Source organism: Vibrio sp. 2092 (genome assembly GCF_033339635.1).
GTDB classification, from domain to species: Bacteria; Pseudomonadota; Gammaproteobacteria; order Enterobacterales; family Vibrionaceae; genus Vibrio; species Vibrio alginolyticus.
The window spans coordinates 173,020-184,918 of the sequence record NZ_JAWOUY010000002.1 but is presented as its reverse complement, the minus strand read 5'-3'; the positions used below and the strand labels follow the sequence as shown (position 1 = coordinate 184,918).

Sequence of the window (11,899 nt, the reverse complement as noted above, 5' to 3'; positions counted from 1 at the left end):
ACGAACTACGGGCGTTGAAACGTCATGTGAACTGCACTGATCGTGCGAGCCAAAAAGCCACCTTCACAGTAGCTCAAATAGTAGCGCCACATACGCACAAAGCGGTCGTCGTAGCCAAACGAGCGCACTTCATTCTCTGCTCGATTAAAACGAAGGTGCCATTCGTTCAGCGTCTTGGCGTAGTCCAAACCAATATCGAACAAGTCTCGCGTCACTAAGTCACTGTACTTTGTTGTTGCTTGGGTTAGTGAGGTTACCGACGGTAAAAAACCACCCGGGAAAATGTACTTTTGGATAAAGTCGACGTTGTTACTGTAGTAATCGTAACGCTGATCGGCAATCGTAATCGCTTGAATCGCCATCAAGCCACCAGACTTCAATAAAGACTCACAGACCTTAATGTACGAAGGCAGGAATTGTTTGCCCACAGCTTCAATCATTTCAATAGAAACGAGCTTGTCATAAGTGCCGGTTAGGTTTCGGTAATCTTCTTTGAGTAGAGTGATTTTGTCTTCTAAGCCACGCTCTTTGATTTTTTGCTCCGCGTACGCGTGTTGCTCTTCAGATATCGTTGTTGTGGTGACCTGACAACCGTATTGTTCAGCCATGTAAATCGCCATAGCGCCCCACCCAGTGCCAATTTCAACAACATGATCGGTAGATTTCAGCTCAAGTTGCTGACATAGACGATCCATTTTGTTGATTTGAGCCTGCTCTAGAGAGTCATCCGCATGATTGTAAAGCGCCGACGAGTACAGCATATTGGTGTCAAGGAACGCTTCGTATAGGTTGTTACCCAAGTCGTAATGCGCATGGATATTTTTACGTGAGTTCTCTTCAGAGTTTCTGTTTGACCAATGGCTGAACTTGTACAGTATTTTAGTCAACCAACTGCCTTGCTCTTCGAGTTTATCTAGAGCACGCATGTTAAGGGCCATCAGTTTCATTAATGAGGTTAAATCGGGGCTATCCCACCACCCATCCATATAAGCCTCACCAGCAGCAATACTGCCGCCCTGCAAGATCCGTGAATAAAAACCTGGATGTTTTACCTCTATAGTAGCGACAACAGGTTGACCACTATACTCCCCATTTGGCGCACTAAAACGCTCGCTTCGCTCTGTCGTTTCCGTCTTAAAACTTTCAATAACTGTTAAGCAGCCGATTTCCATTTTTTGCAGACATTGAAAAATAACTCCGCGAGCCGCTTTTTGCGTTGTCGTCAATTTACGCGGCAATGTCATAGAACTAGTATTTAACATGCAGAATTCTCCTTGTGCTTTTTATTTTTTTTGTCTGTTTTTTCAGTATCGGCTTCTATTTCTTCATGCGTTGAATATTTAGGATGAGAATAAAAAGGTGCGCCTTTCACCCAAAGTTTTAATGCGTGCCAATAAATACCAACCATTACTTTTACCGTTTGTATTGGTGTAACGATCAAACACCTCAATAAGGTTTTGCTTGAAAGTGGCTTGGCTTTCATAACCATGGTGGCATCAAAGTGTTTCTCTCCTTTGTGACATTCAAGATGAATATTCAACTTGTCTGTCAAAGGTTTAATTCTCCAGCGGTAGAGTTGGTCAATCGGGTTGAATGGTGAAACATGGAATGCTTTAACTTGTTCCCAACCAAACTTTTCTTCTTCTTTATCTGCTGACACCACGTAGTAATGTCGTTCATTCCAAGGAGTGTTACTCACCTCTGCGAGGAGATACTTCCATTCTCCTTCCGTGTTATAAACGTAGTAGAAATTAACGGGACTGAAATAAAGTCCTAGATAACGCAAGTGACAGACTGCGATTACCTTGCCGGTACAGCGAACACCTGTCAGTTCTTCAATTTTGCTGTGCACTGCCGACTTGACGCTACCTTCACCAATGTAATCACTGCGCTTGAAGCGAGCCCAATGCCACCAACGCGAACCAAAACCCCATACTTTTTTCTCTAAAGCATCGAGCTCGTCTACATCGATGGCGGGCATAAATAAAGAGTAGTTCAACTCATGATTCACCGGCGTGAATCGACGGTGACGAACGTTGCCTATAAACAATCGGCTGTTCATTTGGCTATCCATATCACGCTGCGCCTTTTTCGAAAGGAACCACATTTTGTTCGCGGTACTTTTCTTCTAGTTCTTTCACAACATCAAGCGCGCTACGCACGCCATCTTCATGAAAACCGTTGTACCAATAAGCGCCGCAGAACCAGGTACTTTGTTTACCCTGTATCTCATTTTTGCGCTGCTGCGCTGCAATAGACTCAGTGGTGAATACTGGATGATGATAAGTGAACGAACGCAAGACTTTATTTGAGTTAATTTGCTCAGTACTATTCAACGTTACACAAAACGTGTGTTCTGATTGAATATGCTGAAGAATGTTCATGTTATAAGTTAGCGAAGGGAGGCGTTGCTGTTCCTCCTCACTGCCTTCCAATAGGTAGTTCCATGATGCCCATGCTGCCTTACGTTTAGGTAGTACGGCAGAGTCGGTATGAAGAACAACTTCATTTGCTTGGTATGTCATATCCCCCAAGATTTCCTGCTCAATTGGGCTGATATCCTCTAGCATTCTCATTGCTTGATCACTGTGACAAGCAAAGATAACGTCATCAAACCAATGCGTTTCTCCGCGAACTTGAACGCCAACCCCTTTTTCGTTGCGAACCACTTTTTCGACAGGACTATTAAGACGAATATTCTCCGCAAAGCCTTTGGTCAATGGTGGAATGTATGAACGTGAACCACCTTTAATCACATACCATTGTGGTCGGTTAGTCACATCTAGCAGACCGTGGTTGAGGAAGAAACGTAAGAAGAACATAAGAGGGAATGCGCGCATGTCAGCTAAAGTCGACGACCAAATCGCAGCACCCATCGGTAAAATGTAGTTATCGGTAAAGAAAGCACTGAATTTGTGTTCGTCAAGGAACTCACCTAACGTCTGAGATTGCGAGGATTGCTCGCTAGAGAAGCGCTTGGCAAGTTTATTGAAACGAAGTATCTCGAAGATAAATCGATAAAATTTGGGGTTTGCCCAGTTGCGTTTTTGAGCAAACAATGTCGACACTGTGTGGCCGTTGTACTCTAGTCCGTTCCCATCGTTTCTGACACTGAAGCTCATTTGAGTCGGCAGACCTTCAACGCCAATCTCGCTCATCATTTTAATGAAATTAGGGTACGTACGATCGTTATAGACGATGAACCCGGTGTCTATCGCGTATTCTCTACCATCAAGGATCACATCAACGGTTGCAGTATGGCCACCGATGTAATCGTTCGCTTCAAACAGCGTTACATCATGTTCTTTATGCAAGTAATAACCACAAGTAAGGCCAGAGATTCCCGTTCCCACAATCGCTATCTTCTTTCTTCCTGCTGTTTTCATTTTTATTCCTTCTTATGATACGAGTTTAGCAGTTAGGCGAGCTTGCCAACTGTATGGAAGTAACGAGATAAAACGTAAAATACTGGTAAATCTCGCTGGGAAATAGATATAGGTCTTGTTGGCGGCTAACTGCTTCCTGATAGAGTCCGACGCTTGCTGAGTAGAAATGATCATTGGCATTTCGAAGTCGTTTTTGTCAGTCAACGGCGTTTCAACAAAACCAGGAAACACCGTTACCACATTGATCCCTTTCTTTTTCAAGTCGACGGCGAGCGTGCGTGCAAAATAACTGACTGCCGCTTTGGATGCGCCGTAAGCTTCAGCACGAGGCAGTGCCACTTCTGATGCGATAGAGCCAACAATAACAATGCGGTGCCCTCTCTCTAAATGCACTTGGCAGCCTTCAACGCAGTTGGCAACACCGACAACATTTACGTTCATCACACGCGCCATGAGTTTCGCGTCGACCACTCCCTCATCCATGTACTCACAATCGCCTGCGTTAAAAAACCATGTGTTTGGCGTAAAGGGCAATTTAGAGAGCGCCTGCTGAGTTTCCTCATAATTTGTCACATCAAACTGCAATGTATGAATTTTGGAGGAAACTGCCTCCAGTTCTGCAAGAACATCTTGATTCCGACCACAAGCAATCACATTCCATTCTGAGTTCGCGTAATCTAGGGCAAGCTGTCTTCCTATTCCGGAGGTTGCGCCTGTGATTAAGATGGTGTTGTTCATTGTCCTAACCTCTGCTTGATGGTTTTAACGACTGAACCAAGTAACGGTAAATGCTCATAGAGCATCTCTCCGAGATCAAAATAGTCTCGGTGATAAATGACCTGACCTTCGCTAAATTTGAGGTGCGAAACACCATTGACGAGAATAGGCGCACCCTTCTGAAGTTTGGGATGCTGAAGGTCCATTGTCCAAGTTAGGAAGCCTGTATCTCCTACTTGTTGATGCTCATGGATTACAAAATCACAACTGATGACGTTGGCATATAATGAGGTGAAATAATCCGAAAGTGCTGGCCATCCTTCTAAACGATGCGCTGCGTCCTCAAATACTACATCTTGGTGATATATATCCTTAAGCAGATGTAAGTTCGCTTTGTTGAGCTTTTGATAGATATTGCCAACAGACTGTATGTCCATTTTTTACTCCTACACGCCCATTAAGTTGTACAAAATTATTATATGTACAAGATAGTTCATTCCACCAAAGTTGTACAAAAATAATTTTGTATAACTTTATTTCTGTAAGTAGTACGTGATGAAGTTCGCACGCGATCAATCGGCGAAAAAAAAAGGCTTGGTCAAAACCAAGCCTTTTCAGCAGATTAACAATTATTTAAGTAGGAACAATTAGTATTGCTGGCCTCGCAACGCTGCAATACGTTTATCTAGCGGAGGGTGGCTCATTAGTAGCTCAGTCAGCGACTGCTTGCCATTGATACCAAACGCCATCATGGTGCCATCCAGTTGAGATTCATGACTCACCTTCAAACGCTCTAGAGCCGCAATCATTTTTTCTTTGCCAACGAGGCGCGCAGCACCTGCGTCCGCGTGGAATTCGCGATGACGGCTGTACCACATAGTCAAGAAGCTAGCTAGGAAACCAAATACCAGTTCAAGCACCATGGATACGCCAAAGTAAACCATCATATTTGTACCTTGGCCTTCTTCATCTTCGTTCGATGCCACGATATTGGCAATAAAGCGTGATAGGAAGATAACAAACGTGTTCACGACACCTTGCATCAACGTCATCGTGACCATATCACCATTTGCAATATGGCTCACTTCGTGTGCAAGTACTGCCTCTGCCTCATCACGAGTCATATTGTGTAAAAGACCAGTAGAAACTGCGACAAGAGAGTCATCTCGTTTTGCACCTGTCGCAAATGCATTGATATCTGGTGAATCATAAATAGCCACCGTTGGCATACCAATACCCACTTGTTGAGCTTGACGACCCACAGTTTCGACTAACCAATGCTCCGTTTCGTTGCGCGGGCTTTCAATGACCATACCACCAACCGAGCGTAGCGCCATACCCTTTGACATCATCAACGAAATAAATGCGCCACCAAAACCAAATACAGCAGCCATTACAAGTAAACCTGACAGACTGCCTGGTTGCATTCCAGTTACAGCGTAAACAATATTCAGAACAACACTAAGCACTAGCACGACAGCTAGGTTAGTTGCTAGGAATAACATAATTCGCTTCATTACTTTTCTCCGAGGAAGCTTATCGTTTTTTTAAAACGGATTGTTATAAGGAACAAATGGTAATCGCTATAAAAGCCAATTCCGTTGATTTTCATGTTCCGTGCGTTATAGATATAGTCTATCCGCGATAAAAACAAGGTTAAGCAATAAATTGCAACATTTGTTTTCGGGACTGAAATATTTGATTCAAGCGATTTCAAAACATGCTTTGGTAGGAGCTGGAACCTCCGTTCATATACATTTATCAAAATGATGAAATAAGCTCTGAGCTACTCATCATCTATTGATAGATGATCTTGGTGTTAAATCTATCACCTCTTAGCAACTTAGCTAGAAATTTTTTAATAGACCAAAAACAGTACGTTAGCTCTGCTATAGACTTTGGTCTTATTGTGCGGCCACATGGACATGCTAAATTCGAATGAGATGAACAAAACAGAGCCACTCTAAGTACATTGCAAAAAGTGCATTGGGTGAGTTCAAAAACTCCATGTATTGAGGGAAAAACCATGGTAGAAACTAACGACTATCAAATGGCTATTGATTTACTACGTTGTCACCTAGGCATCTCAGAGGACGAGGCAAAGCAACAACTTGGTATTTCAACCGATCATCATATGTCTCAGCGTGTTGCAGAAACACAACAAGCATTGATGGGGCTCAGCCAAGATAAGTAATCTGACTTTTTAGGTTACACCAACAAGAAAGGGCTGCATTGCGCAGCCCTTTGGGGTTTTAGTCTTTTATCCTAAACACCATTAGTCAGTGTTTAGCAACGGCTCTACATTAATGTACTTGCCTAGCTCTTTGCGTTTAGCACTTGGAATATATGGAATTTCCCCAAGCTTAGGTGCATCGATACGTGCTTCTAGCATCTCGATAATGTCAGCGTAGTGCTCTGTGCCTGGGTTGACGCGGTTTGCCACCCAGCCAACAAGATTCAAACCATCCGCTTTAATACTCTCCGTTGTGAGTAAAGCGTGGCTCAAACAGCCTAATTTAATGCCAACCACCAGTACAACAGGTAACTGCTCTTCTTTTACCCATGTAGATAAACAGTCCGTATCGGATACTGGCACACGCCAGCCTCCAGCACCTTCAACGAGAACAACATCGGCTTGCTGCTTATGTTGAGCCAGTTTTTGACTCAGAACATCGTAACTTATTTCGACATGTTCATGCTTCGCTGCAATGTGGGGAGAAGCAGGCAACTCTAAAGCGTATGGGTTCACATCATCATAGGCCACATCGAGTGTTGCGGCGTCTTGTAAGTGTAAAGCATCAGAGTTACGCCATCCGGCTTCAGTCTTGTCACTCCCTGCTGCCACTGGCTTATAACCAATAGTGTTTAGTCCTTTTGCTGCGATCGCTTGCAAAATGGCTTTAGACGCTACCGTCTTTCCAACATCAGTATCCGTACCAGCAATAAAAAAAGCATCAATCATAGATGTATTACTCCAAAACAAACCTGATAACTTGCAGGTAGAAGACCTTGATCGTTTTTAAACGCTTGGTACGCATGCTCAACTTTTAACAAAGTCTCGCGACTAGTTAAACCGTGTGAGCGCCCGCTTACGTGATTTGCACCTATACCTTTGAGGTCACGCATAACTGAAAATGCAGAGTCGTACCAAACTGTGATGGTGGTCAAGTCTAGTTGATGGCTGTCACATCGAGATTGCGCTAACGCAATTTTTACCTGATTGAGCGTTAGAAAGTTATTGACGTGTTGATATGCATCAATTTTTTCCCATGATGCACGCAGCTCATACAGTGATCCATCAACCAGTGTAGAGAACCACGCTTTCCCACCATTTTTTAGCACGCGGCGCACTTCTTTTAGTGGGTAACTTAAATCTGTACACCATTGCAGCGCTAAACTTGAAAACACGTAATCGAAGCTATCATCATCAAATGGTAAGTTTTCAGCATCAGCAACTTGGTAATGCATTCGTACTGCACCACAACGCTGCTCTGCTTTATCTAACATGGCTTGAGAGATATCGCCGCAGACTACTTCCGCACCGCGTTGTTGAAGTAGTTGGGAGAAATAACCCGTGCCACAACCTAAATCCAATACACGTTTTCCCGTCAAGTTTTCAGGAAGTTTATCAAGCAGCTGATACCCGACATCACGTTGAAAAGCCGCATGTTTATCGTATGTTTCTGCTGCTTTACCAAACGAAGAGGCAATCGCGTCTTTATCTTGATGGAAACTCTCTAACGCGAGCGTTTGCGCTAATGCGGTAGTTGCATTATCCATTACAGCGCTCCTAATGCTTGCTTCAATGCGATTGAAAGCGTTTTAACTTGTTCATTAGTGTGATTGGCAGTGAGTGTGATTCGAAGACGAGACGTTCCTTTAGGCACCGTCGGAGGGCGAATAGCAGTCACCCAAATACCGTTTTGGCGACAAGCACCTGCTACTCGCAAAGCCAATTCAGATTCACCAATCAAAAAGGGCTTAATCGAAGTTTGAGTCTCAACAAACCCCTCAAGGTCGCTAAGGCTATCTCGATACACTTCACTAAGCTCAGAGAGCTTTTCACGTCGCCAAGACTGCTCTTGAACCATCGAGACTGCATGAGTCAACGCATACGCTTGTGCTGGCGGTATCGCCGTGGAATACACATGGTGACGAGCAAACTGAGTTAAAAAGTCCCCCGTTGCGTGGTCACATAAAATAGCCGCGCCAGACATACCAAACGCTTTACCGAAGGTAATGACCAATAACTCAGGCTTAACCGTTGCCAACTCGCAAGAACCACCACCGGATTGACCGAGAACACCAATTCCATGAGCGTCATCGACAGCAAACCATGCATTGTGGCTATCAACGACAGCAGCGATATCAGCGAGTGGTGCACAGTCACCGTCCATGCTGAATACCCCTTCAGTCACAACTAAATGGTTGTCTTCGCTATTAATCAGCGACTTCAGGTGCTCGATGTCATTGTGCTTGAAACGCTTCATCTTAGCTGGTGACAACATCCCCGCTTCCATCAGTGAAGCATGATTCAAACGATCTTGGATCAATACGTCTGTTTTTTCTAACAAGGTGAACAACAAGGCTTGATTAGCACTGAATCCAGAACCAAACAGAATTGCTCTGTCGTAGCTCAACCATTCAGTTAGTGCGGCTTCTAAATTGCTGTGTGCTGCACTAAAGCCAGTCACCATTGGTGATGCCCCACTGCCACTGCCGTATACGCTTAAACCTTGCTGCCAAGCCCGAACAAGCGCTTGGTCATTGGCCAAGCCCAAATAATCATTACTTGAGAAATTAATGTAGCGTCTGCCTTCGTGTTCCAAAACGGACTGGTTACCGGCAAACACCACATTCATAGAACGATTCAACCCTTGCGTTTTACGCTCAGCAAGGGCGGACTCGATACGAGATTTAAACGCTGGCATCGTAGAAAAGGTCGTCTTTTGTTGGACGAGCAGCAACGCGCTCTACGACGCGATCGAGTAACTCGTTTTCTTCGATTTCATCAGGTTTTTGAGACACCTCTTGGCTGTTAATACCGAGCTTGTTGAACAGCATCATGTCTTTGTCTTCAGAAGGGTTTGGCGTGGTCAGAAGTTTGCAGCCATAGAAAACGGAGTTTGCACCCGCCATAAAACACAGCGCTTGCATTTGTTCGTTCATGTTTTCACGGCCAGCGGATAAACGAACGGCTGATTGAGGCATCATGATTCGTGCAATCGCAATCAGGCGAATGAAATCGAAAGGCTCAACATCATCCACTTCTTCCAGTGGTGTCCCCTTTACCTTCACGAGCATGTTGATTGGAACGCTTTCAGGGTGTACCGGCAAGTTAGCCAATTCAACCAACAAACCTGCTCGGTCGTTAGCACTTTCACCCATGCCGATGATGCCACCGGAACAGATCTTCATGCCAGCATCACGTACGTGAGATAAAGTATCTAAACGGTCTTGGTAAGTACGTGTGGTAATAATGTTGCCGTAGAACTCAGGTGAGGTATCTAGGTTGTGGTTGTAGTAATCCAGACCTGCGGTTGCCAATTGCTTTGCTTGATCTGGTGTCAACATACCTAATGTCATACACGTTTCTAAACCCATGTCCTTCACGCCTTTGATCATGTCGGTCAAATGCGGCATGTCACGCTCTTTTGGATTTTTCCATGCTGCGCCCATACAGAATCGAGTAGAACCAGCATTTTTGGCTTTTTGCGCAGCATCGAGTACGCGTTCTACTTCCATCAGACGCTCTTTCTCGATGTCTGTGGTGTAACGAGCACTCTGAGGACAGTACTTACAATCTTCTGGACAAGCACCAGTCTTAATCGACAGAAGCGTGCTTACTTGAACATGGTTGGTTTGTTGATATTGACGATGTACAAGCTGCGCTTCGAATAGGAGATCCATGAATGGTTTTTCCATGAGATCGCGCACTTCAGCATGCGTCCAGTTATGACGAACTTCCACGTGTATTCCTTTAGTCACTTTTGTTGTTGTGTTGACAGTCTACTGAGTCTCGATAAACTGTCAACACAACGCAAAAGAACAAAGTTTACATCTGTCTATTTTTTAACCTCAATTATTATTGGAATCGCACATGGATCTCGCCTTCGACCGCCAGCATATCTGGCATCCTTACACTTCGACATTGACACCTCTGACCTGCTACCCAGTGGCATCGGCAAATGGTGTTCATATTAAATTGGAAGACGGTACTGAGCTGGTCGATGGCATGTCTTCTTGGTGGTCGACGATCCACGGCTACAACCATCCGCATTTAAATCAAGCCGCTCACCAGCAAATCGATCAGGTCTCTCACGTGATGTTTGGCGGGATTACCCACCAGCCAGCAATCAGTTTGTGTAAGAAGCTATTGTCCCTTGCACCAAATAACCTTGAACATGTATTCCTTGCCGATTCAGGCTCCGTTGCCGTAGAAGTCAGCTTAAAAATGGCACTGCAATATTGGCATGCAAAAGGCGAACGCCGACCGAAGTTTCTTACTTTGCGACACGGTTATCACGGCGACACCTTTGCGGCTATGTCGGTTACCGATCCTGATAACTCAATGCACTCTCTTTACAAAGGCTTTTTGCCTGAGCATATCTTTGCGGAGTCACCAACTTGTGGTTATTGGGATGAATGGAAGCCAGAGGACCTTACTGACTTCGAGCACAAGATTGAAACGCACCATGAAGAACTTGCTGCGGTGATCCTAGAACCTATTGTTCAAGGCGCAGGCGGCATGCGCATCTACCATCCAGAATTTCTCAAAGGCGTGCGTAGGCTTTGCGACAAATACGGCTTGTTATTGATTGCAGATGAGATCGCTACCGGATTTGGTCGTACCGGTAAGTTGTTTGCCTGCGAACATGCAGACATTCAACCAGACATTCTGTGTGTCGGGAAAGCACTCACTGGCGGCTACATGACCCTCTCTGCGACTCTGGCGAGCAAACACGTAGCAGACAACGTTTGTGGTGGTGATGCAGGCTGTTTTATGCACGGTCCAACCTTTATGGGGAATCCACTCGCCTGTGCTGTTGCCACCGCAAGTTTGGAATTGATTGAGCGAGGTAATTGGCAGCAACAAACCCAACAAATTGAAACGCTGTTTTCTGAGTTACTACCAAAACTTGAAGAATACGAGTTGGTGAAGAACACCCGTTGGCTAGGTGCCATTGGCGTAGTGGAGACGCATCGCCCTGTGAATATGGAAACCATCCAAGCCTTGTTTGTTGAACACGGAGTTTGGATTCGTCCATTTGGCAAACTGATTTATATGATGCCGCCGTTCATCAGCAAGCCGGAAGATATTGAGAAGCTAGTTAACGCGATTGATGCTGCGTTGCAACGTAAAGACTGCTTCGCTTCATAGTCCAATTCAATACGAAAACGGTTTGAGTATGAGACTCAAACCGTCTCATTATTTATTAGAACAGTAAAGTTATCGGAGTTGACTGTCTTTACTCGCTCGTCGATTGAACAATGCTTGGCGTTGAGACACCAATTCGATTGTTGACTGACATTCGATACACAAACGAACGCCTTTCATAGCAAAACGACGTGCTTCTGGGATCTCATCACCACACTCATCGCAATAATGGGCGCTTTCACCCCTTGTGATACTGCCACGAACACGGGAAATCTCGTCGTCTATTGTGTTTTGAATTTGTTGGCTGACGCTATCGTCATTTGCCCACCCTACGGCCATAAGCCCTCCTCGTTACTTGAATGAGAAAATCTACTTACCGTGGTAAGGTGGATGATTATATCGATTACAAATAACAAGA

General features: G+C 44.7%; 13 protein-coding genes. 2 read left to right on the top strand and 11 right to left on the bottom strand.

Annotated features, from left to right (window positions below; all coding sequences use genetic code 11):
• Positions 1–5: 5 nt before the first annotated feature.
• The 6 genes from R7P80_RS04575 to htpX all read right to left on the bottom strand — a co-directional run bounded on the left by R7P80_RS04575 (position 6) and on the right by htpX (position 5,620).
• Positions 6–1,262, bottom strand: coding sequence for an SAM-dependent methyltransferase (locus R7P80_RS04575; RefSeq protein ID WP_025766883.1), 1,257 nt, complete (start codon positions 1,260–1,262; stop codon positions 6–8).
• Entirely contained in the window at positions 1,256–2,074 is an 819-nt protein-coding gene (locus R7P80_RS04570) for a DUF1365 domain-containing protein (protein WP_005378205.1), read from the bottom strand. The genes R7P80_RS04575 and R7P80_RS04570 overlap by 7 nt, the downstream gene beginning before the upstream one ends.
• Before the next feature lies 1 nt (position 2,075).
• Positions 2,076–3,386 (bottom strand): NAD(P)/FAD-dependent oxidoreductase, encoded by a 1,311-nt coding sequence (locus R7P80_RS04565; protein ID WP_213986312.1) that lies wholly within the window; start codon positions 3,384–3,386, stop codon positions 2,076–2,078.
• A gap of 12 nt (positions 3,387–3,398) precedes the next feature.
• Complete coding sequence (locus R7P80_RS04560) at positions 3,399–4,124, bottom strand: SDR family oxidoreductase (RefSeq protein ID WP_225491465.1); 726 nt, start codon at positions 4,122–4,124, stop codon at positions 3,399–3,401.
• A complete protein-coding gene (locus R7P80_RS04555; RefSeq protein ID WP_005378211.1) occupies positions 4,121–4,540 on the bottom strand; it encodes a nuclear transport factor 2 family protein in 420 nt (139 codons plus the stop codon). The genes R7P80_RS04560 and R7P80_RS04555 overlap by 4 nt, the downstream gene beginning before the upstream one ends.
• A 210-nt stretch (positions 4,541–4,750) precedes the next feature.
• Complete coding sequence (gene htpX / locus R7P80_RS04550; protein WP_085569596.1) at positions 4,751–5,620, bottom strand: protease HtpX; 870 nt, start codon at positions 5,618–5,620, stop codon at positions 4,751–4,753.
• A 509-nt stretch (positions 5,621–6,129) separates the two neighbouring features.
• Here htpX and R7P80_RS04545 point away from each other — a divergent pair.
• A complete protein-coding gene (locus R7P80_RS04545; RefSeq protein WP_005378215.1) occupies positions 6,130–6,297 on the top strand; it encodes a hypothetical protein in 168 nt (55 codons plus the stop codon).
• 81 nt (positions 6,298–6,378) lie between these two features.
• Here R7P80_RS04545 and bioD read toward each other — a convergent pair whose 3' ends face one another.
• The 4 genes from bioD to bioB are packed head-to-tail and all read right to left on the bottom strand — an operon-like array spanning position 6,379 to position 10,073.
• Positions 6,379–7,065 (bottom strand): dethiobiotin synthase, encoded by a 687-nt coding sequence (gene bioD / locus R7P80_RS04540; RefSeq protein ID WP_085569597.1) that lies wholly within the window; start codon positions 7,063–7,065, stop codon positions 6,379–6,381.
• A complete protein-coding gene (bioC, locus tag R7P80_RS04535) occupies positions 7,062–7,883 on the bottom strand; it encodes a malonyl-ACP O-methyltransferase BioC (protein WP_054575126.1) in 822 nt (273 codons plus the stop codon). The genes bioD and bioC overlap by 4 nt, the downstream gene beginning before the upstream one ends.
• Entirely contained in the window at positions 7,883–9,034 is a 1,152-nt protein-coding gene (gene bioF / locus R7P80_RS04530) for an 8-amino-7-oxononanoate synthase (RefSeq protein WP_213870918.1), read from the bottom strand. Before bioF ends, bioC begins: the two co-directional genes overlap by 1 nt.
• A complete protein-coding gene (bioB, locus tag R7P80_RS04525) occupies positions 9,021–10,073 on the bottom strand; it encodes a biotin synthase BioB (RefSeq protein ID WP_086369529.1) in 1,053 nt (350 codons plus the stop codon). Before bioB ends, bioF begins: the two co-directional genes overlap by 14 nt.
• 130 nt (positions 10,074–10,203) lie before the next feature.
• On the opposite strand from bioB, the gene bioA reads away from it, so the two are divergent.
• Positions 10,204–11,484 (top strand): adenosylmethionine--8-amino-7-oxononanoate transaminase, encoded by a 1,281-nt coding sequence (bioA, locus tag R7P80_RS04520; RefSeq protein ID WP_225491466.1) that lies wholly within the window; start codon positions 10,204–10,206, stop codon positions 11,482–11,484.
• 69 nt (positions 11,485–11,553) lie between these two features.
• On the opposite strand, the gene R7P80_RS04515 is transcribed toward bioA, so the two are convergent.
• Positions 11,554–11,820, bottom strand: a complete 267-nt coding sequence (locus R7P80_RS04515; RefSeq protein ID WP_132936554.1) for a DksA/TraR family C4-type zinc finger protein — start codon at positions 11,818–11,820, stop codon at positions 11,554–11,556.
• Positions 11,821–11,899 lie beyond the last annotated feature (79 nt).

Excerpts from the sequence above, each read along its gene's own strand:
- R7P80_RS04575 (WP_025766883.1), bottom strand. The coding sequence starts at position 1,262 with ATGTTAAATACTAGTTCTATGACATTGCCGCGTAAATTGACGACAACG.
- R7P80_RS04570 (WP_005378205.1), bottom strand. The coding sequence starts at position 2,074 with ATGGATAGCCAAATGAACAGCCGATTGTTTATAGGCAACGTTCGTCAC.
- R7P80_RS04565 (WP_213986312.1), bottom strand. The coding sequence starts at position 3,386 with ATGAAAACAGCAGGAAGAAAGAAGATAGCGATTGTGGGAACGGGAATC.
- R7P80_RS04560 (WP_225491465.1), bottom strand. The coding sequence starts at position 4,124 with ATGAACAACACCATCTTAATCACAGGCGCAACCTCCGGAATAGGAAGA.
- R7P80_RS04555 (WP_005378211.1), bottom strand. The coding sequence starts at position 4,540 with ATGGACATACAGTCTGTTGGCAATATCTATCAAAAGCTCAACAAAGCG.
- htpX (WP_085569596.1), bottom strand. The coding sequence starts at position 5,620 with ATGAAGCGAATTATGTTATTCCTAGCAACTAACCTAGCTGTCGTGCTA.
- R7P80_RS04545 (WP_005378215.1), top strand. The coding sequence starts at position 6,130 with ATGGTAGAAACTAACGACTATCAAATGGCTATTGATTTACTACGTTGT.
- bioD (WP_085569597.1), bottom strand. The coding sequence starts at position 7,065 with ATGATTGATGCTTTTTTTATTGCTGGTACGGATACTGATGTTGGAAAG.
- bioC (WP_054575126.1), bottom strand. The coding sequence starts at position 7,883 with ATGGATAATGCAACTACCGCATTAGCGCAAACGCTCGCGTTAGAGAGT.
- bioF (WP_213870918.1), bottom strand. The coding sequence starts at position 9,034 with ATGCCAGCGTTTAAATCTCGTATCGAGTCCGCCCTTGCTGAGCGTAAA.
- bioA (WP_225491466.1), top strand. The coding sequence starts at position 10,204 with ATGGATCTCGCCTTCGACCGCCAGCATATCTGGCATCCTTACACTTCG.
- R7P80_RS04515 (WP_132936554.1), bottom strand. The coding sequence starts at position 11,820 with ATGGCCGTAGGGTGGGCAAATGACGATAGCGTCAGCCAACAAATTCAA.